Below are 24,522 nucleotides of genomic sequence, written 5' to 3'. Positions count from 1 at the left end.
CTCCTATTGCAACAGAAGCAAGGAACACGGATGGGCCGCGGACTACCACGTCGTCATGCACAGTCGCGATGGCTGGCGATTGTCTTGATCGGTTCTGCGCTGATCGTCTCGAGTGTCGAAGCTTGCCGCGCGCAGTGCGTCGAATTCTCGGACCGCGCCTCGCAACTCGAACTCGACACCTTCGTGAAGTCGCCCTCCTCGCTCCTGGAGCGGCTGCGCAATGACAAGGAGAAGTTGCGGTATTGGCTCGCGCGCTATGTCGCCACAAATCCGTCGGTGCTGCCTTCCGTGCAGACGCTCATCTCGGCCTCGGCCTCAACCGATCGCTCGTCCATCGGTGCTGCGCTGCGCATTGCCGAAGCACGTTGCACGTCGACCAAGCCGGAGGCGTCGCGCAAGATCAGGGATTTCGTGCAACGGATCGGCGATCTCAACGTGCAGGCCGGTTATTCCGCCGCAGGAGACGACAGCTCCGGCGTCCAGGCCCAATCGCAAATCAAGACCTCGCCGCAGCCGGGCCGCGGCGGAGCACTGCTCGAAGGCGAGTGGAGAACCAAGCTGGCCAATCCATTCAAGCCCGTCCCCCTTCCGAATTGATCCATGATCGTCAAGGCAGCGAATTAGCACATGTACCAGCCTAGGGAACATTTCCAGTCGGGGCACCGATTCGGCATCGAATTCGGCGGGGCGGTCCTCAGCTTCGAGCGCGTGGCCGACGTCCTTCGCCGCCAATGGCCGATCATCGCGGTCTGTACGGGAGCTTCGCTGGCCCTGGTGATCGTCTACCTGGCCACGGCGCAACCCATGTATACGGCAAATGCCCGCATCATGATGGATACGCGGCAGACGCAGGTTCTGGACAAGGAAAGCAACGCCAGCAGCGCCCTGATCGACACGGGCTACGTCGACAGCCAGGTCGAGATCATCAACTCGGACGACCTCATCCTGTCCGTCGTCCGCCGCCTGAAGCTGACAGAAGACCCGGAGTTCAACGGCTCCAAGCCCGGCCTGCTCTCTATCATCATCGGCAAGCTGACATCGCTATTCGGCTCCGGCGAACCAGCAAGCCAGGAGCGAATCGAACGTGCGGTCGTCCAGCAGATTCAGAAGAATCTGCGTACGGAGCGCGTGCTGACGACATATGTGCTGTCGCTGAGCTATAAAGCGCGGAGCCCCGACAAAGCCGCCAAGATCGCCAACGCGATCGCCAATGCCTATCTCGTCGGCGCCCTGGAGGCCAAATATCAGTCCACCAAACGGGCCACCGAGTGGCTTCAGCAACGCAGCCTCGAGCTGAGTGAGCAGGCGTCGGCCAGCGACCGCGCCGTGCAGACCTTCAAGGCCGAGAACAACATCGTCGGAACCAGCCGCGGCCTGATGTCCGAGCAGCAATTGTCCGACCTGAATACCCAGCTGGTTCAAGCGCGGGCGGCGACCGCCGAAGCGAAGGCCCGGCTTGACCGGATCGATACGATTTCCGATCAGGATGTTGCGCAATCAACCGTGACGGACGCCCTCAACAATTCGGTGATCACCCGTCTGCGCGCTCAATATCTCGACCTGCAGGCGCAATATGCCGACTGGTCCAGGCGCTACGGCAAGAGCCATCTTGCGGCGGTCAACCTTGCCAACAAGATGGAGGAGCTACGCAAGAACATCGCCGACGAGCTGCGTCGGATCGGCGACGCCTATCGCAGCGACTATGAGATCGCAAAGAGCCGCGAGGCCTCGCTCGAGAAGAACGTGAAGGAGCTCGTCGCCCAAGCCGGCGATACCGGCCAGGCCGCAGTCAAGCTGCGCGACCTCGAAAGCGCTGCCGACACCTATCGCAATCTCTACAACAACTTCCTCGAGAAGCTGCAGAGCGCCACGCAGAACCAGAGCTTTCCGCTCAGCGAGTCACGACTGATCAGCACCGCCACCAAGCCGGATCGCAAGAGTTCGCCGCGCACGGTCCTCGCCCTCGTGGGCGGCCTGGTCGGCGGCCTCTGCCTCGGCTTCGGCGCGGCATTTGCGCGTGAACTGCTGAGCGACGTGCTGCGGACGCCCGGCGAGGTCGAAGATGAGCTCGGCGTGAAATGCCTCGGCGTGCTGCCGGACATACGTCCGCCGACGAAGGCCGGCGCGTTGCTCACGAGCTCTGCGAAGACCGGCCCTCCCGATCTGTCCCGCTACGTCGTCGATCATCCGTTCTCGCGGTTTGCCGAGACCTTGCGCAACATCAAGGTTTCGATCGACGTCGCGCGCCTGACCCGCGAGATCAAGGTGATCGGCATCGTCTCCTCGCTTCCAAAGGAAGGCAAGACGACGGTGGCCGCCAACTTCGCGCAGCTGATCGCTCTCACAGGGCATCGCACCGTTCTGATCGACGGCGATCTGCACACGCGCTCGCTGACGCGGGAGCTCGCGCCCAACGCCAAGAGCGGGCTTGTCGAAGCGCTCAACGACCCCGCGAGCCTCGGCTACCACGTGCAGCGGAGCAAGGAGACGGGACTGGATTTCCTTCCCTCCGTCGTGGCGTCCCGCATGGTGAATTCGGCCGACGTCATCGGGTCCAAGGCAATGGCCGAGTTGCTCAAGGTGCTCAAGGAACACTACGAGTACATCGTCATCGACCTTGCCCCGGTGATGCCGGTGGCGGACTCCAAGGCCGTCAGCTTCCTGATCGACGCCATGGTCTACGTGATCGAATGGGGGCAGACCACGCGAACCGCTCTCCAGGAGTCGGTCTCAGGATCGGAAGTCCTCCAGAAGAAGCTGATCGGCGCCGTGCTCAACCGCGCCAACCCGAAGATGCTCAAGCGCATCGAGGCCTACAAGGGCAAGCACCACAACAGCTATTACGTCGAGCACGCCTAGAGCATGATCCGGAAAAGTGCGAAGCGGTTTTCCGAAAAGATCATGCTCAAACAATAACCTAAAGCGCGATGACGATTCATCCTAATCGCATCGCGCTTTAGAGCGAAGTCCAGCCGAGCTGGAGCGCCCTCAAGGCCCGCGGCCATTTCTGGCAGCGGGCCTTGTTCGTGCGTGGCGGAATTGTCGCTGGAATGGCGTCACGCGCGCCTTCGCGCACGCGACCGGGAGATGCGCCAAGCGCGCCGGAACTGCTCGCCAGTCCGTATTCGTCCGGAATCCACAACTTGCAGTTATTGCTCTAGCCAAAAGCAAGGATTGACGGATACGGTGGTCGCCGGGAAAAGTGGTGCCGGTGCCACCAGCTGTCGATAAGACGAGACAATCCGCTTCTTGATGCCTGAAAATGCCGAAACTTTAGGCATCTTTCCTTCTCGGTCCCCCGGGGCTAATCTCGGCTCATACTCGCAGTTATTTTTCCGGTAGGCTCGGATGCTGATCGTCCTGACGATTTTGACTATTTGGGTCCTGCTCAACATTCTGTTCGTGTTGATCGTGGTCCCTCCCCGCAAGCCGCTCCGCCATCCCATGGCGACGACGCTCTCACCCGCGCCCATTGACCCGAGCCGGCGCCAGGTCGAGCAGGACGAGCCTTTCTCGATCCGCCACGTCATCGTCTCAGTCGCAATGGGAGCCTTCTTCGTGCTCGTGCCGCCGCTGCTCGCGCTGCGCGATGCGATCATGCGGCTCTTCCGCAGGCCGCCGCAAAATGGAACCTGAGGCCCCGGGCCGGAGGTTTCCGGCGATCGAGAGATCGCGCGCCTAATAGGCCTCCTGGAACATCACTGCGGAGGCGGTGCGGGCCATGATCTTCAGGTCGAGCCAGATGCTCCAATTGCTGACGTACCAGACGTCGTACTCGACCCGCTTTTCCATCAGATCGATCGTGGGGGTCTCGCCGCGGAATCCGTTCACCTGAGCCCAGCCGGTCAGGCCCGGCTTCATGTGATGGCGGTAGACATACTTGCTGATGAGCTCGTCGTAGTAATTGTCATGAGCGAGCGCGTGCGGGCGCGGTCCCACCAGCGACATGTCCCCCCGCAGCACGTTCCAGAGCTGCGGCAGCTCGTCGATGCTGGTCATGCGCAGGAAGCGCCCGATCTTGGTGACCCGAGCATCCCTCTTGGTCGCCTGGGTCACCGTCTCGCCATTCTCGGAGACCGTCATGGTGCGAAACTTCCAGATCTCGAACGGCTTGCCGTTGAAGCCGCGGCGCGACTGCCGGAATATGACGGTTCCCGGTGAATCCAGCTTGATCAGCACGGCTACGGTCAGCAGCAGCGGCGTCAGCAGCACGAGCGCAAACAGAGCGACACCGACGTCGAGACAGCGCTTCTGCAACCGCTCGAGAATGGTCAGCGGCGGCCGCTGGATCTCGACCGCGACGGTCCCGCTGACCGGCAGGAAGGGACGGGTCACCAGGTCGGCAACGGAATCGTCCGGCAGCAGGCGAATGGGCTGCGGGACGGCCCGCAAATATGGCCCGAGCTTGCGCAGCATCGGCAATTCATTCCAGTCGATCGCGAGCAGATATTCGTCGACATCGGCCGCGCGCGACTGACGGATGACGTCGCGAATCTGCCGCTCCCATTGGCCGCCATCCCGGTCCTCTCCGAGCACGAAATGGCGCGTGACATCGAAGCCGTTCCTGCGCAAATCCTTGAAGCGGCTCGAGGTGAAGTCGAGCGGCTTCAGGCTGAGCAGGATCACCTTGCGGTCGACCAAGCGGCTTCTCGCAAAGCTCGTGCCGAACACGGCCTGCCAGGCGAAGCGCAGGCTGATCAGGCCGAGCCCGCCAATCACGGCGAAGACGATGACGGTGCCGCGCGACAGATTGTCCGTCGATTTCAGCAGGAAGGCCGCAACGGCGAGGATCGTGAGCGACGTCAGCCAGATAAAGGCTGCCATTCGAAGCTGCCAAACCAGATTGAGCAGGCGGTGCGTGGAGTAGACGTCCCGGAAATAGGCGATCCCGACGAACACCACACCGACGAACAACCCGGCTCCCACCGATGCACCGTCGGGCGGCGAGGCGACCGCCACGCCATACAGCGAAGCCCCCGCCGCGTAGCTCAGCAGGATCAACAGAAAGTCAGCAGCGATGACGACGACCTGAAAGGGCCTCTGAAGCGCACTGCCGCGCGCAAATGACAGCGCATGAGCGCTTTCAGAACCGTAAGTTGCAACAGCCATTCGAACCTCTGCGTATCGAGAGAGTGCCTGACGCTCATCGTGATGCTGAAGACTCGTCAAATTCCCCGCACGGAAAGTGTTGGTTGATCGCAGCGACATTGTGGCGCTGCACGCGAAACTTTTGCGGCGCACGGACGATGCGTCGCGTTGAGATGCGCGACGAAATTCGGCGCGCTGAAAATGTCGTCACAGTGCTGACATACGAGCGAACGAAGTGCCCTATTTTGAATCAAGTTCCGCATTCGATGCTGCGCTGTCGTTGCACGAGACGCTGTTCGCTCAAGTTTGAGGCGCTGCTTGCTGCCGACGAACGCAACATCGGATCACTCGCGAGAGCTTCCTCGAACTTCTATCTACGGGTGTATGCGAGAATCTACGATGGGTCATGCAGACTTGCCGCGCGCTTCGGGTCAGCGCTGCAATTCCCGCGGCTCCATCTCGTTCCTGCCGCCACTAAAAACAATTCGGCAAAAAAATGCCGTGCCCTTCTTTTGGCGTGATCGGGACCGACAACGAGCTGCGGCCCCACGGAACTCGCGTTGTTCGCGTTGGATGGACGCTCTCCGGTGCCGGTGACTTGGGGATATTTTTCCGACCACCCGATCGATGAGCGCCATGAAATCTTTCGCGCGATCCCAGCCGTCGCTTCCCAAACCGCAATTGCCGGACGGCGTCCGCATTTACGCGATCTCGGATATTCACGGCTGCGCGCATCTGCTTGAGCCCATGCTGCGGGTGATCGACGCCGACGTTGCGCGCAGCCGGCCGCGCTATGCCGTCGAAGTCTTCATGGGTGACTACATCGATCGCGGCCCGGATACGCGTTCCACCCTCGACCTCCTGATCGAGCGCAGCCGCCGGGGGAATGCGGTCTTCCTCAAGGGCAACCACGAGGCCTTTCTGGTGAGGGTGTTCGAAGATCCTTCCCTGTTCGAGGACTGGATCGCCTTCGGCGGGACCCAGACATTGATGTCCTACGGGCTTGCTCCGCCCGATCTCAGGCGCGACGAGCCGGCATCGATCCTGCGCGACTTGATTCGCGCGATGCCGGCCGAACATCTGGAATTCCTGGACAATCTGCGGCTGAGCTTCAGTTGCGGGGACTTCTTCTTCGTCCACGCCGGCGTTCGCCCGGGCGTACCGCTGGCCGAGCAGACCGAGCGCGATCTGCTCTGGATTCGCGAAGAATTCCTGCGAAGCGAGGAGCAGTTCGGCAAATATATCGTCCATGGACACACGCCGGTCCGCAGCGCCGAATTGCTGGCCAACCGCGCCAATATCGACACCGGCGCCTATGCGACCGGCAACCTCACCCTGATGAGCATCCAGGGCAGTCGCATGCTCGCGGTGTGATGAGCTTCAGCCTCCTGCCACCGACGCGCGAGCCGGTCCCGATGAGCGAATGGACGTTCGCGCGATGTCTAGTTGAGCAACGGCGACTGCGCCGGCCCCGCACGAGTCTGGGCCATCCAGTCATTCCAGGCTCGCTCGTGCTTGACGTAGAGCTCCACCCAACGTTCGCCATGCCTGGCCTCTCGGACGCGCGCCGCCTCCCCGAGCAGTTCGGCGCCGGCACGGGTGTCCGGCTTGTCCAGCGTTTCGAACTCGATCGTTTCCGAGATCGTCAGACCGACCAGCACGCGCTGTCCGGCGCCGTCCACGATGTAGCGTCGCGGCGCATCCTTCTTGGGCTCGCTCATGTCGTCATGTCCCACCGGGTTCAGTGTGAAGCTGGATGCCGCCATCGATGAGACGATGCCTAGAAGGCTCGCCGGGCACGGCCGAACGTCGAGGTCGGAACGGGCCGCGACGCCCGGCGCGAGGCGCTGCTGGATGAATTCACGGCTCTTCGTTGGACGCGCCAGGCGCGCAGCGCGTATCCGAGAATGAGGCCAGCACCGAAAATGGAAGCGGAGACAAACGCAGAAGTCATGAGAGTCGTCCTGGATCGTGCGCGTCCTATCAAGAGTGAGCAGTGTGTCGACATCATGGTTCTCGAGGATTCACGAGCGTCGAAAAAATGTTCAAGGTTCGGTCTGCTTTGTCCATGCATGCCGCATGCGTGCCAAAGCTGCCGGCCTCTGCCTGATCTCGTTTCGGCCGAAGGCGATCGTCGAACACTCTCTATATATGGCGGTCACATATGTAAGAGGCGTTCTCGAAGCCCGATGCATCCACGCCCTCGCGGTCGATCCAACGCGCCTCGGCGAGACCATGCGCCCCTGCAACCGGAAATTTGGCGTCAACCGGTGAGCCCGTGCCCTTGCAACCATGCGGAACCCGTCGCATTATCACCCATCGCATTTCATGAGGGATTCAATCCAATGAACTTCCGCGCCCTTATTCCAACCATTGCCCTGGCCGCTCTCGGCCTCACTTTGGCAGCATCCGCGACATCAGCCGCCGAGCTCGCGCTTGCCCCGTCACAGCGGGCAGCCGCCGTCCAGGGCGGGCTTGTGTTCTGGGACGACGTCTACCCGCCGGCGGTCTATGGCCCGCAGCTTCGCCCGGCCGAAGAAGTCGCAGCGATGAAGGCGCAGGCACGGCCGGTGTCCCAGCGCTGGTGGGGATATTGGTACGTGCGCTGACGCGCTAGAAGCGGTCGGCCGAGAGCCGAGCTTCGCTCAATCGTGAACCGCCGCCATGCGGGCAACCGCTGGCGGCGGTTTTCATTTGAGCCGCCGGGAGCTGCGTCCGCAGTCGAGCGATAGATAACAGGGAAACTTACGGACGAATCGGCTCAGAACAGGCTGGCGCTCAAGGCTAGGAGCTCGGCTCCGCGGGATCGGCGCATATTTTCCAAAGCGTTGTAGCCTCTTCCCGGCAGTTTCCTGTTGCGGCTGAAAGCAGGCTGCGAACAGGGAATTGGTGGCCACAGAAGAGAGCCCTGAGGGGAGCTGCCGGCGAGACGTGGCGTTGCTGGACGTTGTCCCCATTCCCGCGCCCGGGGATGAAGGCAAATCGGGTCAGAGCCGAACATTCTCGCAAGGAAGGCGCGCCATTGTCGGCGCGCATGAACACACCGGTTTCAATTTCTTCCCCTCGAGCCTTTGCGCTGATCGAAGCGTCCCCGGGGATATCCTGCAGCAACAAAAAGCCCTGTCGAGCGGATCAGGATCTGTGGGCAAATGGGTTGAGGTTGTCTTTTTGGTAAGCAGGTAGCCGCAGGGTTGATGCCATGAACAACTCAGCTTCGCCCGCTGCGCCTGCGCAGCTCTCCATTGCCTATCGCCAAACCAACGATTTTACGCCCGATCCGCGCAACGCACGGACCCATCCGAAGCGGCAGATCGAACAGCTCAAGGCCTCCATCAAAGAATTTGGGTTCACCAACCCAATCCTGATCGATCCCGCCGGCAACATCATTGCAGGCCATGGCCGTCTTCGGGCGGCCAAGGACATGGGCCTTTCACGGGTACCGACCATCGTCCTGGCGGACCTTTCGGAGACGCAAAAGCGCGCCCTTCGCTTGGCCGACAACAAGATCGCACTCAACGCCGGATGGGACCTGGACATCCTCCAGCAGGAGCTCGGCGAACTCGCCTCGATCGACCTTGACATCGACGCGACGCTTACGGGATTTTCGACCGGCGAGATCGATGTCATCCTTGCAAAGTCGGCCGATCCCGACGACGAGGTCGTCCCTGCCACGGTGGCAACGCCAAAAGCAAAACATGGCGACGTCTGGGTTCTGGGTGAGCATCGGATCGGGTGCGGCGATAGCCGCGATGCGGGCTTTCTTCAGCAGATCGTCGGTGACGGGGTCCGGGTCGATGCGGCGTTCCTCGACCCTCCCTACAACGTCCGGATCGAAGGCAATGCGAACCCTACCGGCCGCCATGGCGAATTTGCCATGGCCTCGGGCGAAATGAGCCAAGCGGAATTCCGTGCCTTCCTCAAGGATACGCTCGGCGCGGCCGCTGCCTGCTCGCGCGCGGGAGCGGTCCATTTCGTCTGCATGGACTGGCGGCATATGGACGATGTCTGCGCGATCGGGTCGGTCGTCTATGGCGATCTCCTCAATCTCTGCGTCTGGAACAAGTCCAACGCCGGCATGGGATCGCTGTACCGGTCCAAGCATGAGCTGATCTTCGTCTACCGGGTCGGTGCGGCCCCTCATCTCAACACGGTCGAGCTCGGCAAACATGGCCGCAACCGCACCAATGTCTGGGACTATGCTTCCGCCAACTCGATGCGCGGCAGCCGACGCGAGGACCTTGCGCTGCATCCGACGGTCAAGCCGGTGGGACTTGTCGCCGACGCGATCAAGGATGTGACTAGACACGGCGACGTCGTGCTGGATCTCTTTCTCGGCTCCGGCACGACCTTGCTCGCGGCCGAACGGACCGGGCGGCGTTTCCGCGGGGTCGAGATCGATCCGAAATATGTCGATATCGCGCTCGAGCGCTGGTCGGCGCAAACCGGCCTTGAGCCGGCCCTCGAAGGAGCCGCTTCGTGAGCGAGAAGGAAAGCACGCAGCCCTCCGGAGCCCTCTCCCAAACTCTCAAGCGCTCGCGACAACCAAATGCCGGCTCGTTTGCGAAGGGCCGCAGCGGCAATCCAAAGGGGCGACCGCGCGGCACCGGCAAGCACGCAGGCAAAGGCGCCTCGCCATATCAAGTGCTGCTGAACAAGACCGTGACCACGACCATACGCGGCAAGCTCCGCGAAATGTCCATAGAGGAGGCCGTCCAGCACCGGACGTTAAAGGACGCACTTGCAGGCAAGCCCAAGGCCATTCGCGAGGTGCTGGCGTGGATCAAGGAACGGGAGGATTGGCTGAAGCAGCACGCACCTGCTCCGCCCTCGCACCCGAGAATCACGCGGCAATTCTCGCCCGATCCTGACAACGCCGATGCGGCCCTGGTGCTGCTTGGTCTCGCAAGGATCGATCGATACAGGGCGAGATGGGGGCTTGCGCGAACCCCGCTGATCATCGAGCCGTGGGCGGTCGAACTTGCGCTAAGCCGCAGCCGGGGTGGTGCGGGATTTAGCCAGAGCGACTGGAGCGCGATCAAGCGTTGCACGCGGGATTTCGAGATATTGATGTCTGCAAAAGCACTCTCTCAAGGGGACGCCGATGGCCCATCTTGAGCGCGAGGGTGCCGTCGGCTATGGCCGGCCGCCGGTCAGCACGCGCTTTGTCAAAGGCCAAAGCGGAAATCCGGCCGGCCGACCACGCGGTCGGCACAGGCTGCCGCCTTACGAGTCAGTGCTGGGCCAGGTCTTTACGATTCGCGAGGAAGGCATCGAGCGCCAGGTCACCGCAACCGAACTTTTGCTCTTACAGCTCGCAAAGCGAGGCCTCGAGGGCGATACCGGCGCTTCGCGCACCTTGCTGGCGCTGATCAAGCAAGTCAGGGAACAACACCAGAGCAACCAGCCACACACCATGGTGATTGTCTCCGTCGAACCCGGCAGCGTGACGGACGGCCTGGAAGCCCTGCGCATGGCAACCAAGCTCGATCCCTTCCGCGAGACGGCGCGTATGGCGCTGGAGCCTTGGATCGTGGAAGCTGCACTCGCGCGCTTGCCGCGTCCCCTGACGGCAGACCAGCAGCGCATCGTCCTCGATGCGACGCGCCAACCGAAGAAAGTACGTTGGCCCGATTGGTGGATCGAGCATCCGTGAGCACATTCGCGCAGGAAGCCCCGCAAAAGAGCAAGAATCTTGCTCGGAAAAAGACTGGCATAAGCGGCCGATCGGAGCGTTACTGATTCTGCCGGGACAAACGGCATCGGTATCTCGCCTCGCGAATGCGGGGCTTAAGGCAGTGCGGCACAAGGGCCGCGGAGCTTCAAGCAGGAGATACCGTTGACCCCAAATGGCGCCGATCGATCATCGCGGATACCTCCTGAGCAACGACCCGAAATCGTGCGCTTGCGCGAAAGGCCGCAGCGCGACGGCAAACAATTGCGCGAGCCGTTCTTTGGCCCCGGTGCGGGCGCGTTCTTCGCCGAGCTGATGATCGGCGCCGGCGCGCTGGCGCTGCTGCTGATCGTCCTGTTGTTGGCCGCCGTGGTCAAGGACCGAACCTCCAGCCTGCTCTTTGGCGAGCCGGAACGTTCGCAGGCTACGAAGCCAGACCGACCGATTGTGGTCGATGGCTACAGGGTCAAGGGTATCAATTAGACAGGCCCATTGGCGACAACGGCTGCCGAAAAGAACGAGAATTCTCTTTTAGCGGCGATCTCTTCTCGCCCCGCAAACGCGGGGCTTGAGGCAGTGCGGCACCAAGCCGCGCAGCTTCAAGCAGGAGATCATCGTGAGCACCATTCAGACCGACGCGGCTTCAGTGCCAGCGCCACATTCTCAAATCATCCCCTTCAATCCCAACGATCGCCGTCACTTCATCGGGGGATCGGACGCCCGCATCATCATGGGCGACGACGAAGATCGCCTCATCCGCCTTTGGGGAGAGAAGCGCGGCGAGGCCGAGCCGGAGGATCTTTCAGACAGCCTGATCGTCCAGCTCGGCACCGTGACGGAAGTCCTGAACCGCGCCTGGTATCAGCGTTCGACCAACACGACGATCAAGGACATCCAGAAGCGCGTCCGCCATCCCGTCCACAAATGGATGGCGGCAACGCTCGACGGCATCGTCGAACAGACCGGCGCCGTGTTCGAGGCCAAGTTCATGCTTCCCTGGTCCTTCACCGAAGAGGCGGCGGCGGAGAAGCACATGGCGCAGCTGCAGCACAACATGTGGGTCACCGCATCGCGCAGCGCCGTTCTCTCGATTATCACCGGCGGCGGCAAATGGGTCGAGATCAAGATCTACGCCGATCCGCTCTACCAGCACCTGCTGCTCACCGCCGAGAAGAAGTTCTGGCGCTGTGTTCAACGCGGCGATCGTCCCGCCCTGTTCAACATCGAAGCACCGCGCCCGAGGCTGGAGGCGGCCAAGGTCGTCGACATGTCCTCGTCCAATCAATGGGCGGAGCTTGCGGCCACCTACTTACGAACCCGAGATGCGCACGGGCAACACGAGGCAGCCAAGACCGACCTGAAGAAGCTCATGCCGGAGGACGCCAAAGAAGCGATGGGACATGGCATCAAGACCAAGCGGTCCAAGTCCGGCGCGATCAGCTTCGAAGCCCAGGCGACGGAGGGGCACCATGCATCAGTCCAGTGAGCGCATCGGGACTATCGCGGCCGCCCTCGCCCGAGCTCAGGCCGAGCTGACCAACCCCGAGAAGTCCCTGACGGCGGTAATCCGGTCACCATTCCCTCGGGAGGATGATCGAACCTTCCGCTACGCGTCCCTAGCCTCCGGCCTGGACATCGTCCGCAAGTCGTTAAGCCAGCAGGAGATCGCCACCATCCAGACTACTCGGATAGAACAAGTCACCGGCCAGATCCACCTCACGACCCTACTGGCCCATGCTTCCGGCGAATGGATTTCTTCGGAACTTCCAGTCGGCGCCAGCAAGGACGTCGAGGCGCCGCACCGGATGGGCGCGGCGCTGACCTATGCCCGCCGGTATGCCCTCTTTGCTTTGGTTGGGATAGCGGGAGAGGACGATTTGGACGCGCCTGACGTCGTGACAGGCCCTCTAGCTGCGGCCGAGCCGCAGGTGGCACCAGGACCGAAGGGAAAGCTTCCGAAAACCCTCCTGAACCGCCCTCCTCTCTTAGCCCCTGAACGCTCCGCCGAACTCCTGGACCGTCTCCTAAGCGAGCTTGCCCATCAGGAGGACAGCGACGCGCTGCTTGCCTGGGCCAAGATCAGCCTGCCTCTCAAGAACACCCTCCTGGAGGCGGACGCCCGCGTGCTCGAGGCCGCCTACCAGAAGAGGTTCGAGGAAGCTGCCCTTCCAGACATCCAGACCACGGTGTTACCGGCCGGACGATCTCTGCCTGAGGAATCTGCTTCGGAGGCATCCGGCGACATTTTTGTGCCTGCCAGACCCTCTCCCGAACCGCAGGCCGGCCTCGCCTTCCCGAAGGAGCGGCCCCGGCGAAGGAGCAAGGATCACCTCGCCTTCATTCGCAGCCAGGGTTGTCTCGTATGTCAGAAGACACCTGCTGATGCGCATCACTTGAAGTTTGCTCAACCACGCGCCTTGGGTCGCAAAGTGAGCGACGAGTTCACGGTGCCGCTCTGCCGATCGCATCATCAATCCCTGCACCGACACGGAGACGAAAGAGCCTGGTGGGCTGATCTGCAGATCTCGCCTCTGCCGATCGCGAAGGAACTTTGGGATGCGAGTCCCGTGCACCTGACGAACGAAGCGAATGTCCTGACCAACGGAGCAACCATCGCTGCGCCGACATCACATCCGGGGTCGGAGGCGCGAGATCGATGAATGGTCCTGTCAGTCTACCGCCACCGCAGTCGGCGATCGCCTTGCCGTCTGAGTTCGAGGCGCTGTGTTCTCCGCCTCAACTTCTGCCCGGAGAGAACATCGACCACTATCATGCGGTCCAGGCCGCAATCTTCCGCGACATCAACCCTCAATCAGCTATCGAATGGCTACTAGCCATCGACATCGCGGAACTCTCCTGGGAGATGCAACGCTATCGGGTTCTGCGACATAGGCTGCTGAGCACCTATCGCCAAAAGGCTGTCGAGATGACGCTTCGTCGGATCGATGTGGCCGGCATTGCGCCCGACATCCAGGAGGTTGCCGAAATCTACACCATCCATAACGCCCTGGACTGGCAACTGGATGCTTCCGCCGCACTCGATATCGAAGCCCGTCTTCGATCGTACGGTTTCGATCAACACGCCATCAGTATGGAGGTCTATGTTCAGGCGCGCGAGATCCTCGCGCTATTTGAACCACTCCTGAATGGAGCGCAACTCCGACGCTTAATGTTGCTGAAGGAGAGTCATAACCTTCGACGCTCGAATATGATGGATCTTGGCCATCTTGCTAGCCGCAAGGACCGGCCAGGGCGTCGAAGTTCTCCGAACAATTCTTGCACATGAGCCGTAGCATGGAGGCTCAAGTCGTAAGCTCGTACTTCTGAGAAGCACAGCCTCATTGCCCCCTCAAGAGCGGAGAGCAGGAAGGAAGCTCCCGGGAGAGGAACAAAACTGATGTCCTTGAACAGCGTGACCTCGTTCGTCGCCCCCTCGGACCCTCATCATCTCAAATTTTCGCAACGGAGGACCTGAGGTGCAAGATAAGGCTCCGACTATCGCGGACGAACGCTACACAACGATACAGGACCCGATCCAAGCGCAAAGCGCAGCGCGTGCTTCCGGCCATTTGCGCGAGCCGATATCGCGACCCCAATCGCAGGACGGAACCACATCTCACCAGCAGTGCAATGCCATCATAAAAGCCCGGCTGAGTCTTTCTTCGCTCGTCGAAAGCTCGCCGTATTCCGGCAATAGGCGGGCGCAGTCAGCAAGCCGCTGCATCAAGTCTTGGTCCGGTCCCTTCGCCGCAAGCACATGCTTTGTTCGGTCACCGGGATCACAGGCCGAAGTATGACATCTTTATTTATTAATGCCATTTAAATTGACCATTTGAATATTCTAGGATTAAATATGGAAGCAGGTGCTACTTCGGGAGGAAGCATGACAACTCTTTTAGTCCTCGGAGGCGTAGTACTCGGATCCATCGTTCTGTTCGTGGTCTTAAGCAACGTATATCTCGAACTAGCATCAAGGCGTGCCCGAGAGCGACGGCAGCAAGCTAGATTGAAACGAGGAGAAGTTAGTAAGGCACCGAAGTTTGACGCAAGGAAAGATGAAGCTCACAAACAGTGGGAGGACTTTGCAGTCTAAGCAGCGACAAAGTGGGCAACGGCCGGGACTTTCGACCTTAGCCTTCCGGCAAAGTGACTCAGCATCCGCGCTCTTGTAGACAAAATCAGCCGCAGTCCTTTGGTTAGATGTTGCGGAGATCGACGACGGGCTGCGCCATGATCGCCTTCAGCCAGTCGAGCACGCGGACTTGCACCCACTTCGGTGAAGCGTTGCGCGCACGTACAGGTATTCTCGCAGTAGTGATATCAGGCAGCTCTCTTCTGGCCTGCTCCAGGTTCTGACCGTTTCGGCCGGCTTCGTCACCACGGCGGTGAAACCAGACAAGGACTGCGCGATCTCCGGCGCAAAGCAGGCTCCGGACACCTTTCCGGTCGATTGATAGAACATCCGCGCCGCCGAACCACGACTGACCGCTGCTTCCGACGCGCAGCATTAGCAAAGTGTGGGTTTCTGTCGGTCAGGCCGACAAGTGCTTCGGGATTGGGCATCGATTGCCTCACAATTGCCATAGCGCTTCCACCGCATTGCAATATACTGCGTCTAGCAAATCAGAAATGTCAGGCGAACTTTCGGTGATCAGGCATGCGGTCCGCATGCTGGCCATAACGTATTGCGTTTGCAGCCAGCCCGCCAACTCGAATTATGAATCTCAAGCGGTGACGCCACCGCTGTCTTTCTCACAATTCTGCATTCAATATCCCGAGGACTGCCAGCGCCACGGCGATCGCAGGATCCGAGACTTCCGCTCTTCAATTCAGCGTTGGCGAGAACTGGCTCAGATCAATTCAACGGTGAATTTCGGCATAGCGCCAAAGGACCCGCTGGCAAGCCGACGCGACGCGGAGTGGCAGATATTCCCTTACGAAGGCAATTGCGGCGACTACGCCGTCACCAAGCGCCATCTCTTGCTGAGATCCGGCTGGCCCAGCTCGGCACTCCTCCTTGCAGAGGTCGTCATCCGAGCAACCGGAGAGCACCATCTCGTGCTGCTCGTGCGTGAGGGAAGAGCGGTGCTGGTGCTCGATAATCTGAGCCCGGTAGTCAGCCCGCTAGTTGATGCTTTGGATCGGTTCACTATCCTGCGTGCGGAGTCGGGAACGGATCCACAATCGTGGACACGAGAAGTCGCGGCCTTTTAAAAGTGCGTCCCGGCCGCGACTCGTGGGAACAGAAAACCACCCTTTGATCTTGGGAGCCTCTCACGACCTTTGAGAATCGGGATGTAGATCGACTCGTTCTCGTGCACCGTTTTCACGGTCTCGTTGACGGTGACCTGCGCCGTGCCGCGGACCACGATCCAGTGCTCGGCACGATGATGGTGCTTCTGCAGCGACAGCCGCCCGCCCGGCTTCACCACGATGCGCTTGACCTGGTGGCGCTCGCCATTGTCGACGGATTGATGGCTGCCCCAGGGCCGGTGCACCTTGAGATGCTCCTCCGTGACCTTCGGCGCGACCGATTTCAATTTCGTCACCAGGCGCTTCAGCCCGTTGGCATCCTTCTGCCGCGAGACCAGCACCGCTCCGCGGTCGCGACCACGACGAGATCGTCGACGCCTTCGAGCGCGACCAGCGCGGAATCCGTGGTGACGTTGCAATTGCGGGAATCCTCGAACACGGCGGTGCCGTGCGCGGCATTGCCCTGCGCGTCCTTCAGCTCCCATACCGCATGCCAGGAGCGGACGTCGGACCAGCCGCACGACACCGGCACCACGGCGGCGCGCGCGGTCTTCTCCATCACCGCATAGTCGATCGAGATCGCCTTGGCCGCGCCGAACGCCTCGGGCTCCAGCGTGACGAAGCCGAGATCGCGGCCGGCATTGTTGACCGCATTGGTGACGGCCTCGACGCTTGCCGCATCCACCCTGCGATACTCGTCGAGCAGCACGCTCGCCGGAAACATGAAGTTGCCGCTGTTCCAGAGATAGCCCGAATTGACGTAGTCGGAGGCCTTCACCGCATCCGGCTTCTCGACGAAGCGTGCCACCGCTTGCACCTCGCCCGAGATGATCTCGCCCGGATTCATTCGCGGCGGTGAAGCCCTCGCGGGCGGCGACGAAGGCGGCATTATTCTGCACGACGTGATCGGCGGCGAGCGCGAGCACGATCGCCTCGCTGGCGCGATTCTGCGCGAACACCGCGCCGGCGGCGATCGCAGGGCCGGAACCGCGCCGCATCGGCTCGAGAATCACGTCGGCCTCGATGCCGATCTCCGCGAGCTGCTCCAGCACCATGAAGCGATAGGAGGCGTTGGTGATGACGATCGGCCGGTCGAAATGTAGAGCTCCGGAAGATTCCAGTTCAATAAGTAGGAGACCGCCTCATAGAGCCATACCATCACGCCTGCGAATTAGAAGTAGCCTTATCAAGACAGTCTGTTGCCTAATCCCCGAACCTCGATAGCCGTTAATCTAAGCTTGCTTTTTTGGTTCAGCCCACCTCCCTATTGTCTCCGTTTTCGAGTACGAACGGATACCGAACTTCGAGATTATTATGACAAAGAAACGTGCACTTATTACCGGCGTAACTGGCCAGGACGGCGCCTATCTCGCTGAATTGCTCCTGGGAAAAGGATATGAGGTCCACGGCATCAAACGCCGAACTTCTCTTTTCAACACCGATCGGATCGATCACCTCTACCTGGATCCGCACGAGCCAAATCCACCGTTCCGCCTCCACTACGGTGACCTAACCGACTCCTCGAGTCTGATACGCATCGTTGGCCAGGTACAGCCCCATGAGATCTACAATCTCGCAGCACAGAGCCATGTCGCGGTTTCCTTCGAGGAACCGGAATACACCGCGAACTCCGACGGCCTTGGTACCCTTCGAATTCTTGAGGCGATGCGGATCGTCGGTTTGGAAAAAGCGACTCGTTTCTACCAGGCGTCGACTTCCGAGTTGTATGGCTTAGTCCAAGAAATCCCGCAAAAGGAGACTACGCCTTTTTATCCCCGCTCGCCGTACGCCGTAGCCAAGCTCTATGCCTATTGGATCACGGTCAATTACCGCGAAGCCTACGGGATGTATGCCTGCAACGGCATCCTCTTTAACCATGAATCTCCCGTCCGCGGCGAGACCTTCGTGACTCGAAAGATCACGCGCGCTCTAGCACGGATTCATTTGGGCCTGCAGGAACGGCTCTACCTTGGCAACCTCGACGCATTGCGCGATTGGGGACACGCCCGCGATTACGTCGAGATGCAATGGCTGATGCTGCAACAGGAAAAGCCAGAGGATTTCGTCATCGCAACGGGCGTTCAGCATTCTGTGCGCGACTTCGTTAACGTGGCAGCCAGCGAAGTTGGTATGAAGATTCGGTGGGAAGGCTCCGGCGTCGACGAGAAAGGCTACAACGTCGCAAATGGCGAATGCGTAGTCTCGGTTGACCCGCGCTATTTCCGTCCAACAGAAGTGGCCACCTTGCTTGGCGATCCTTCGAAGGCGAAGGAAAAGCTCGGCTGGCAACCCCAAACCTCTTTCGAGAGCCTTGTCCGCGAGATGATGAAGGAAGACCTCGAGTCTGCGAAGCGAGATGAGCTAATCAAGCAGCACGGCTTTAGATATTTCCCGCGTCACGAGTGATGGCGGAGAATGGGTTCTGATGCGGCAGCAATGTCCCCAAATCAAGCTATGAAGGCGCAAATGCTTTCGACCGCTTCACAGTTTGTACTCAGATATATTGCCCAGTAGCTTGTGCATTTCTTGCTCCTGGGATCGTTTTCATCAATGCGCCTAACATTTGACGGTCCGACCAAATACGTGCACTCACCCCTGCCAAGCCTAGAGATCACAACTTTGAATGACATACGTATTCTCAACTCAAGTCTGCAGATCTTGCGCGAGAAAGCGCGCCAAATGCATTCGAAAAGCACCGCAGTCCTCGGTCACCGAGGCTCGGAAACCTAGGTAGCTGCACGGACCTCCAGATGACGGCCGTATCCCTTCAAGAAATCCTCATACGCTGCCGTAAGCCCCGACCCTAGCGGCGTACTTGCGCGCCAGCCCATCGCCCTAAGCCGCGAACTATCCAGCAGCTTGCGCGGCGTCCCGTCCGGCTTGGACATATCGAAAATCAGCTTGCCTTCGTAGCCGACGACATCAGCAACCGTTGCTGCGAAATCTGCGATCGAAACCTCATCGCCGCTGCCGACGTTCATCGGGACGTCGCTGGAATAATTCTTCAGAAGGAAAACACAAGCATCCGCAAGATCCTCGACATTGAGAAATTCGCGGAGCGGCGTCCCGGTGCCCCATACGGAGACGCTCGACGCTTTGGCGAGCTTGGCCTCGTGGAAGCGCCGGATCAGCGCTGCGGGGACGTGACTATGGTCCGGATGATAATTGTCACCGCGGCCATAGAGATTGGTCGGCATTGCCGAGATGAAATCGTCGCCATATTGCCGACGATAGGCCTGGCACATCTTGAGGCCGGCAATCTTGGCGATTGCGTACCACTCGTTGGTCGGCTCCAGCGGCCCCGTTAGCAATTCGCTTTCGGCGATCGGTTGCTTGGCGTGCTTGGGATAGATGCAGGACGAGCCGAGGAACAACAGGCGCCGCACACCAACCGCGTGACTTGCCCGGATCACGCTCAATTCCAGCGCAAGGTTGTCGCAGAGAAAGTCGACCGGAAAATTGTTGTTGGCTGCGATCCCGCCGACCTTTGCAGCGGCATGAACCACGACGTCCGGGCGATTGGCCTCGAGCCATCTGAGCGTGGGTTCTTCCTTTGTGAGGTCCAGCTGGCGCCGATCGGCCGTCAGTACGGTGCAATTCTCTGACGCAAGCCGGCGGACGACAGCTGATCCCACCATGCCGCGGTGACCCGCGACGAAGACACGTTTGCCGGTGAGATCGTAGGTTGAAGCCCCTGTCATCGTACCCTCTATCAGCATCCGTTTGGCTGGATCACGCCACCTGCGAGATCCGGCGACCGGTCGCTTTACGCAATCACGCTGCAGATGCAGCCCCGCCGAACTGCTAACACAATCTTCACCATGCGACAGCCTGCCCCGGCCCGACAAAGATATTCATGGTGAACCTGCGCTGCGCGCACAAATGATCAGCACACAATGAAACAAAAACGAGCAAGGCAGCCGCATCAATTGTGCGACTGCCCTGAAAACGATCGGTGACAGGCGGCAGCCGCCGCTCGGTTTATTTCGATCTCAGTAGGCCCGACGCAGGACCGGACCGACCGGCGCGCAAACGCGATCCATGTACCAGCCATAGGGCGTCTCGACCCGCACCAACGGACAGGTGCGCCGCGGCACATACCGGTAGGGATACGGCTGCGCCCAGAACGTAACGGGCGTCACCTGGCTCTCGCCTGTGAGCAAGGCGGCCGGCGCGGGCATCTGCATTGCGGCGCTCGCTCCGCTCGCTGCGCAGAAGGTAACAGTTGCAGCCAAAAGACCTGCTCGCATCAACGTCCTGAACATCCAAAAATCTCCTCGCCCCTGCGGATTTGAACCCCGACCCGCGCTTGCCAGCCCCCAGCCGACCAACGTCACGGTCCGTAAAGCCACTCCGCGACTAGCCCAAATAGTGAACCGAACTTTACCAAGGCCACCGGCGGAAATGCAACCGATGCCGGGGCGGCCGAGGGCCTTTTGGGACGATATAGCGCGCAAGTGTGGCTTCTTGGTCCTATTTTTGGTCCTATTTCTCCTGGCTCCACGCGCCTGGAGTCGCGAGGTCGGGTGAACGGCGGTACACATCCCGCAGGAACTGGTAGTTGACCGCCTGAGCCAAAGGCACGTCTTCCTCGCCCAGCTTGGCGAAGAGAAGGATATCCCGGAGCGTCCGCCAGCGGCTTTCGTCGTAGTCGCCGATGCGGCCGCCCGTCGGCAGCACCAGCGGGCGCTGCTGCTGCAGCTCGAATTTCAGCCGCTCAGGCTTCAGGCCAGCCGGTCCGGTACCCGTAAGAACGGGCACGCTCCGTGCATAGTCCGCGTAGGTGAATTGCCATCCTCGAATGAGGCCCTGAAGGACATCGGCAATCATAGATGGCTGTTCATGGACGAGAGTATTGCTCGCGAAGTAGACTAGGCCAGGAACATGGATACCGTAATCTTGCGGTTTGATGACGTTCAGCTTCACGAAGGTCGAGCTGGTGGGATCCGGTTGCTCGTCGATGGCGGCGATGATCGCATCCACCTCCCCGGCCCGCAGGGCTTCGAAGCTGTCGCGGTCCGTCACCTTGGTGATCTGGCTGCGGGGCAGCCCGAGTTGCGCCATCATGGCATCAAAGACGACGTCTCCCTCACTTCCCCTGCGGTATCCGACCCGCCTTCCGACCAGATCGGCCGGCCGCCGCAAGCCGGAGCTTTCGAGCATGAAGATCGCGACAGAGGTGTCGAGGAAGCTTGCGGCAAACGCAGTCACGGGGACGCCGCGCCAGCTCGCCAGCAGGAAGTTCTGGCCGCTCGTCACGCCGATGGCATGTTGGCGTGCAATGGTTTGGACGAAGCCGGGGCCTTCAGGCTGAGCCAACACCTCGATGCGGGAGGAGAAATATCCCAGCCTGGATGCGGCGAGCTCGCCGGCAAACCGCGCGCCATACGGCCCATCAAGGAGGAGCTTGATGGCGACGGGCCTGGACGCTGTTGGAGCTCGGATCGGCGCCGCATCGGGGCGCAGAAGGAGAAGCACAAGCCCCACCAAAGCGACCGCCGCAAGGCCAATGGCGAGGTAGCGCTTCCCGCTCGACCGGGATCGCCGCCGGGACTGGGTGCGAGGCAACGAGGACTTCCTAACAGGTTGTGAAATTTAACATATCAGTCGAGGCGGGATCAGCTACAATGCACGCTTGTGGGGTAAGGTTAATTTTTCCTTCGCCTTGTTCTAACAGCGATTTTGCCCGATAGCACGGCTTGTTCGGTCAATGAATTTTGCGTCAATGGATTTGGCAGGATGACAATTCTTTCCACTCGGCCGGTGCCCGTCGCTGATTCTGCGACGGAAATTCGCGTGGTCGAGCCAGTCGGGGCTGCATCTGCAGGGTTTGCACGGAGCTGGTTGCGCCCTGTGGTTGTCGAGCGCCTCATGGCCGTGGTCGATGCGGGGCTGATCCTGGTCAGCGGAATCGGCTGCGCGGTCGGCTATCACCTCGTCACCGCGGGCACGCTCGGCAAGGCGAACGTCTATGTCGCCGCCAGCGTGCTGGTCGCGGTCAATTTCATGCTGCTGACGGCCGTGCAGCAGGGCTATCGCCTGAAGGCCGTCACCGACCTGCCCCGCACGTTCCGGATGACGCTGACGACCTGGACCGGGCTGTTCGGCGCGCTGCTGGCGATCGCCTTCACGATGAAGGTCAGCGACGAGTTCTCGCGCGGCACCACGATCTCGTTCTACTTGGTCGGCCTTGCCGTCCTGCTCGGCTGGAAGATCGCGGCCGCGCGCTGGACCGCGCATGCCTTGCGCACCGGTGCCTTCGCCAACGGCCGGGCGATCATGATCGCCGAGTTCGGCCTTGCGACCTCCTCCAACGCGGTCGACGAGCTCGGCCAGCACGGCTACCGGCTGATGCGGGTGCTGGAGATCCCGGCCAAAGAGCTCGCGTCGCCGCTGCTGCTGTCCTCGCAGGCGCAGCGCTTCGAGGAGCTGATCGCCTATGCGCGCGAGCACCGCATCGAGCACGTCTTCCTGCTGATGAACTGGAGCCGACAGCACGCGATCGACAGCATCCTGGACGTGCTGAAGATCCTGCCCGTCCCGGTGCATCTGGTGCCGGACCCGCACACGGCGCGCTTCCTGCGCTATCCGCTTGTCGGCACCGGCAGCACCTTCACCGCCGAGCTGCGCCGCGCCCCGCTGAGCTTGCGCGAGCGCGCGCTCAAGCGCGCGCTGGACCTCGCCGGCGCGAGCCTGGCGCTCCTCGTGTTCGCGCCGGTGATGCTGGTGACGGCGATGCTGATCAAGCTGAGCTCGAAGGGCCCGGTGTTCTTCCGCCAGACCCGCCACGGCTTCGGCGGGCGCGCGTTCAAAATCCTCAAGTTCCGCACCATGCGCGTGCTCGAGGACGGCCCGACCATCGTGCAGGCTCAGAAGAACGACCCCCGCGTCACGCCAATCGGCAAATGGCTGCGCAAGACCTCGATCGACGAGCTGCCGCAGCTCCTCAACGTGCTCAAGGGCGACATGTCGCTGGTCGGCCCGCGCCCACACGCGGCCGCCCACAACAGCGAATATGAGCAGATCATCGGCAACTACGCCTTCCGCCACCACGTCAAGCCCGGCATCACCGGTTGGGCGCAAGTTAACGGTTATCGCGGAGAGACCCGCGCCATTGAATTGATGGAGAAGCGTGTAGAGCTCGATCTCTGGTATATCAACAACTGGAGCTTGGGGTTTGATCTTTCGATTTTAGCGCGGACAGCGCTTCTCGCCTTCGTTAGACCAACTGCGTACTAGTTAGCCGCTGATCGCTTTAGTTGAATCTGTTAGCCTACAATTACTGGCGGATTTCGAGGCGAGCTGGAGATTTTCGATGAATGTATTAGTCGTATTCGACCAGAAAGTAACAGTCACCTCTCCAGCCGGCAGCTGCGTTCGAGCAGAAATCCTTGGCCTTCTTGCGACCTACAAGGTAGTCTTATTTACGTCCGAATGTGATATTCCCGCGAACGAAAACCTCGATATTCGCATCGTTCCCTTGCCCCAGAAACCGATTGTGCTTCGATACGTATTGGCTCAAGTTTTGAACCGTGTCTTGTATCAGTTCTGGCGCTTGCGAAACGCCCCACCGGTAGCCATTCAATGTACCCAAGGCCAGTTCGTCGGCGCCGATATTTCCTATCCCCACTATTGCCACACCAATTACCTGAACGATGGCTGGCACAAGCAAACGGAGAGTGGCGTTCGCCGACTTTTCAGATATGGCATGCATCTTTTTAATGCGTTCTTCGAAAGGCGCGCCTTTGACGCAGCATCGCTAATCGTCTGCCCGTCCCGCGGCCTTGCAAAGGAACTGGAACGGACGTTTCCCGATAGCCGCAGCAAAATTCGCGTCATTGAGAATCCGGTCGATCTCGATCAGTTCGCGCAACCTTCGCAAGACGAGATCAACCGGACGGCTGTCAAACTCGGCATCGACCAGGCGCGTCTGAACATCTGCTTCATCGCGCTCGGAGATTTCGAGCGAAAAGGATTAGGGATACTCATTGAGGCGACGGCAGCACTACCGATCGAACAGCGACCACATATCCACGTTGTCGGCGGCAGCGTTGGCGAGATCGCGAACTTCTCTAGCCGAGCAGACCGAGCGGGCGTAGCAGCTTGCTTTTCTTTCGCTGGCCTCCAGAAGGATGTCAGACCCTTTCTGTGGTGTTGCGATATCCTGTGCTTGCTGTCTACCTACGAGATCTTTCCGCTTGTTGTTCTTCAGGGAGCTGCCGCCGGCAAGCCGATACTCTCGACCCGCGTCAATGGAGTAGTTGATTTCCTGGAACATGGCCGCAATGGTTGGGAAGTTGATCGCACTAAGGAGGACCTAGTCGCGGTCCTCAGAACAATACCCCGTGAAAAGACGCGACTTGAAAGTATGGGACGTCAGGCTCGAGAATCCGTCGAGCGCTTCGGAAAGCGCGTTTTCATCGAAAAATGGTTACAAGTATACGCCAGTCGCGATTGCTCGGCATTAACTCCAGCAACTAGTTCGCTAGCTTCAACGTCGTAATCGCGCC

General features: G+C 60.5%; 22 protein-coding genes and 1 pseudogene. 16 read left to right on the top strand and 7 right to left on the bottom strand.

All coding sequences use genetic code 11. The features are described from left to right. Positions 1-84 precede the first annotated feature (84 nt). From AC24YW_RS18005 to AC24YW_RS17995, 3 genes are all read left to right on the top strand, one after another. Complete coding sequence (locus AC24YW_RS18005; RefSeq protein WP_487483969.1) at positions 85-597, top strand: hypothetical protein; 513 nt, start codon at positions 85-87, stop codon at positions 595-597. Between the two features lie 30 nt (positions 598-627). Further along, on the top strand, positions 628-2,859 hold the full coding sequence (locus AC24YW_RS18000; protein ID WP_487483968.1) for a Wzz/FepE/Etk N-terminal domain-containing protein: 2,232 nt from the start codon (positions 628-630) through the stop codon (positions 2,857-2,859). 489 nt (positions 2,860-3,348) lie between these two features. After that, positions 3,349-3,636, top strand: coding sequence for a hypothetical protein (locus AC24YW_RS17995; protein WP_487483967.1), 288 nt, complete (start codon positions 3,349-3,351; stop codon positions 3,634-3,636). A gap of 42 nt (positions 3,637-3,678) precedes the next feature. Here AC24YW_RS17995 and AC24YW_RS17990 read toward each other — a convergent pair whose 3' ends face one another. Further along, positions 3,679-5,109, bottom strand: a complete 1,431-nt coding sequence (locus tag AC24YW_RS17990; RefSeq protein ID WP_487483966.1) for an undecaprenyl-phosphate glucose phosphotransferase — start codon at positions 5,107-5,109, stop codon at positions 3,679-3,681. Positions 5,110-5,724: 615 nt separating this feature from the next. Here AC24YW_RS17990 and AC24YW_RS17985 point away from each other — a divergent pair. Continuing rightward, the gene (locus AC24YW_RS17985; RefSeq protein WP_487483965.1) at positions 5,725-6,462 is read left to right on the top strand and encodes a metallophosphoesterase family protein; all 738 of its coding nucleotides are present in this window, start codon (positions 5,725-5,727) and stop codon (positions 6,460-6,462) included. A gap of 68 nt (positions 6,463-6,530) precedes the next feature. Here the strand turns inward: AC24YW_RS17985 and AC24YW_RS17980 are convergent, their stop codons facing one another. Beyond that, on the bottom strand, positions 6,531-6,809 hold the full coding sequence (locus tag AC24YW_RS17980) for a hypothetical protein (RefSeq protein WP_487483964.1): 279 nt from the start codon (positions 6,807-6,809) through the stop codon (positions 6,531-6,533). A 624-nt stretch (positions 6,810-7,433) separates the two neighbouring features. On the opposite strand from AC24YW_RS17980, the gene AC24YW_RS17975 reads away from it, so the two are divergent. From AC24YW_RS17975 to AC24YW_RS17940, 8 genes are all read left to right on the top strand, one after another. Beyond that, a complete protein-coding gene (locus tag AC24YW_RS17975; RefSeq protein WP_271538512.1) occupies positions 7,434-7,697 on the top strand; it encodes a hypothetical protein in 264 nt (87 codons plus the stop codon). Positions 7,698-8,287: 590 nt separating this feature from the next. After that, entirely contained in the window at positions 8,288-9,568 is a 1,281-nt protein-coding gene (locus AC24YW_RS17970) for a site-specific DNA-methyltransferase (protein WP_487483963.1), read from the top strand. Beyond that, positions 9,565-10,203, top strand: a complete 639-nt coding sequence (locus tag AC24YW_RS17965; RefSeq protein WP_487483962.1) for a DUF5681 domain-containing protein — start codon at positions 9,565-9,567, stop codon at positions 10,201-10,203. The genes AC24YW_RS17970 and AC24YW_RS17965 overlap by 4 nt, the downstream gene beginning before the upstream one ends. Next, entirely contained in the window at positions 10,190-10,741 is a 552-nt protein-coding gene (locus tag AC24YW_RS17960) for a DUF5681 domain-containing protein (RefSeq protein ID WP_487483961.1), read from the top strand. Before AC24YW_RS17965 ends, AC24YW_RS17960 begins: the two co-directional genes overlap by 14 nt. A gap of 183 nt (positions 10,742-10,924) precedes the next feature. Next, complete coding sequence (locus tag AC24YW_RS17955) at positions 10,925-11,242, top strand: hypothetical protein (protein WP_487483960.1); 318 nt, start codon at positions 10,925-10,927, stop codon at positions 11,240-11,242. 163 nt (positions 11,243-11,405) lie between these two features. After that, on the top strand, positions 11,406-12,245 hold the full coding sequence (locus AC24YW_RS17950) for a YqaJ viral recombinase family protein (protein ID WP_487484223.1): 840 nt from the start codon (positions 11,406-11,408) through the stop codon (positions 12,243-12,245). Next, positions 12,229-13,419 carry an ERF family protein gene (locus AC24YW_RS17945; protein WP_487483959.1) on the top strand — a complete coding sequence of 397 codons (1,191 nt, stop codon included), beginning with the start codon at positions 12,229-12,231 and terminating at the stop codon, positions 13,417-13,419. Before AC24YW_RS17950 ends, AC24YW_RS17945 begins: the two co-directional genes overlap by 17 nt. Continuing rightward, positions 13,416-14,045, top strand: coding sequence for a hypothetical protein (locus AC24YW_RS17940; protein WP_487483958.1), 630 nt, complete (start codon positions 13,416-13,418; stop codon positions 14,043-14,045). The genes AC24YW_RS17945 and AC24YW_RS17940 overlap by 4 nt, the downstream gene beginning before the upstream one ends. Before the next feature lie 910 nt (positions 14,046-14,955). On the opposite strand, the gene AC24YW_RS17935 is transcribed toward AC24YW_RS17940, so the two are convergent. Continuing rightward, on the bottom strand, positions 14,956-15,267 hold the full coding sequence (locus tag AC24YW_RS17935) for a hypothetical protein (protein ID WP_487483957.1): 312 nt from the start codon (positions 15,265-15,267) through the stop codon (positions 14,956-14,958). A 121-nt stretch (positions 15,268-15,388) separates the two neighbouring features. Here AC24YW_RS17935 and AC24YW_RS17930 point away from each other — a divergent pair, with 121 nt between their 5' ends. Then, the gene (locus AC24YW_RS17930) at positions 15,389-15,973 is read left to right on the top strand and encodes a transglutaminase-like cysteine peptidase (protein ID WP_487483956.1); all 585 of its coding nucleotides are present in this window, start codon (positions 15,389-15,391) and stop codon (positions 15,971-15,973) included. 74 nt (positions 15,974-16,047) lie between these two features. On the opposite strand, the pseudogene AC24YW_RS17925 reads toward AC24YW_RS17930, so the two are convergent. Then, a pseudogene (locus tag AC24YW_RS17925) lies at positions 16,048-17,109 on the bottom strand (sugar phosphate nucleotidyltransferase); the annotation flags it as partial. Positions 17,110-17,326: 217 nt separating this feature from the next. Between AC24YW_RS17925 and gmd the strand changes: the two are divergent. Then, complete coding sequence (gmd, locus tag AC24YW_RS17920; RefSeq protein WP_487483955.1) at positions 17,327-18,418, top strand: GDP-mannose 4,6-dehydratase; 1,092 nt, start codon at positions 17,327-17,329, stop codon at positions 18,416-18,418. A gap of 320 nt (positions 18,419-18,738) precedes the next feature. Here the strand turns inward: gmd and AC24YW_RS17915 are convergent, their stop codons facing one another. From AC24YW_RS17915 to AC24YW_RS17905, 3 genes are all read right to left on the bottom strand, one after another. Further along, on the bottom strand, positions 18,739-19,713 hold the full coding sequence (locus tag AC24YW_RS17915) for a GDP-L-fucose synthase family protein (RefSeq protein ID WP_487484222.1): 975 nt from the start codon (positions 19,711-19,713) through the stop codon (positions 18,739-18,741). A gap of 291 nt (positions 19,714-20,004) precedes the next feature. Further along, the gene (locus AC24YW_RS17910) at positions 20,005-20,277 is read right to left on the bottom strand and encodes a hypothetical protein (RefSeq protein ID WP_487483954.1); all 273 of its coding nucleotides are present in this window, start codon (positions 20,275-20,277) and stop codon (positions 20,005-20,007) included. 220 nt (positions 20,278-20,497) lie between these two features. After that, complete coding sequence (locus AC24YW_RS17905) at positions 20,498-21,490, bottom strand: ABC transporter substrate-binding protein (RefSeq protein ID WP_487483953.1); 993 nt, start codon at positions 21,488-21,490, stop codon at positions 20,498-20,500. Between the two features lie 393 nt (positions 21,491-21,883). Here AC24YW_RS17905 and AC24YW_RS17900 point away from each other — a divergent pair, with 393 nt between their 5' ends. Both AC24YW_RS17900 and AC24YW_RS17895 read left to right on the top strand, forming a co-directional pair. Further along, entirely contained in the window at positions 21,884-23,251 is a 1,368-nt protein-coding gene (locus tag AC24YW_RS17900; protein ID WP_487483952.1) for an undecaprenyl-phosphate glucose phosphotransferase, read from the top strand. Between the two features lie 76 nt (positions 23,252-23,327). Continuing rightward, positions 23,328-24,515 carry a glycosyltransferase family 4 protein gene (locus AC24YW_RS17895; RefSeq protein ID WP_487483951.1) on the top strand — a complete coding sequence of 396 codons (1,188 nt, stop codon included), beginning with the start codon at positions 23,328-23,330 and terminating at the stop codon, positions 24,513-24,515. Positions 24,516-24,522 lie beyond the last annotated feature (7 nt).

This window comes from Bradyrhizobium sp. USDA3516, assembly GCF_057651995.1.
This window is presented reverse-complemented; position numbering and strand designations above follow the sequence as displayed.

Bases quoted from the DNA above. Each gene is read 5' to 3' on its own strand.
- AC24YW_RS18000 (WP_487483968.1), top strand. From the start codon at position 628: ATGTACCAGCCTAGGGAACATTTCCAGTCGGGGCACCGATTCGGCATC.
- AC24YW_RS17995 (WP_487483967.1), top strand. From the start codon at position 3,349: ATGCTGATCGTCCTGACGATTTTGACTATTTGGGTCCTGCTCAACATT.
- AC24YW_RS17990 (WP_487483966.1), bottom strand. From the start codon at position 5,109: ATGGCTGTTGCAACTTACGGTTCTGAAAGCGCTCATGCGCTGTCATTT.
- AC24YW_RS17985 (WP_487483965.1), top strand. From the start codon at position 5,725: ATGAAATCTTTCGCGCGATCCCAGCCGTCGCTTCCCAAACCGCAATTG.
- AC24YW_RS17980 (WP_487483964.1), bottom strand. From the start codon at position 6,809: ATGAGCGAGCCCAAGAAGGATGCGCCGCGACGCTACATCGTGGACGGC.
- AC24YW_RS17975 (WP_271538512.1), top strand. From the start codon at position 7,434: ATGAACTTCCGCGCCCTTATTCCAACCATTGCCCTGGCCGCTCTCGGC.
- AC24YW_RS17970 (WP_487483963.1), top strand. From the start codon at position 8,288: ATGAACAACTCAGCTTCGCCCGCTGCGCCTGCGCAGCTCTCCATTGCC.
- AC24YW_RS17960 (WP_487483961.1), top strand. From the start codon at position 10,190: ATGGCCCATCTTGAGCGCGAGGGTGCCGTCGGCTATGGCCGGCCGCCG.
- AC24YW_RS17945 (WP_487483959.1), top strand. From the start codon at position 12,229: ATGCATCAGTCCAGTGAGCGCATCGGGACTATCGCGGCCGCCCTCGCC.
- AC24YW_RS17940 (WP_487483958.1), top strand. From the start codon at position 13,416: ATGAATGGTCCTGTCAGTCTACCGCCACCGCAGTCGGCGATCGCCTTG.
- AC24YW_RS17935 (WP_487483957.1), bottom strand. From the start codon at position 15,267: ATGCTGCGCGTCGGAAGCAGCGGTCAGTCGTGGTTCGGCGGCGCGGAT.
- AC24YW_RS17930 (WP_487483956.1), top strand. From the start codon at position 15,389: ATGTCAGGCGAACTTTCGGTGATCAGGCATGCGGTCCGCATGCTGGCC.
- gmd (WP_487483955.1), top strand. From the start codon at position 17,327: ATGACAAAGAAACGTGCACTTATTACCGGCGTAACTGGCCAGGACGGC.
- AC24YW_RS17915 (WP_487484222.1), bottom strand. From the start codon at position 19,713: ATGACAGGGGCTTCAACCTACGATCTCACCGGCAAACGTGTCTTCGTC.
- AC24YW_RS17910 (WP_487483954.1), bottom strand. From the start codon at position 20,277: ATGTTCAGGACGTTGATGCGAGCAGGTCTTTTGGCTGCAACTGTTACC.
- AC24YW_RS17900 (WP_487483952.1), top strand. From the start codon at position 21,884: ATGGCCGTGGTCGATGCGGGGCTGATCCTGGTCAGCGGAATCGGCTGC.
- AC24YW_RS17895 (WP_487483951.1), top strand. From the start codon at position 23,328: ATGAATGTATTAGTCGTATTCGACCAGAAAGTAACAGTCACCTCTCCA.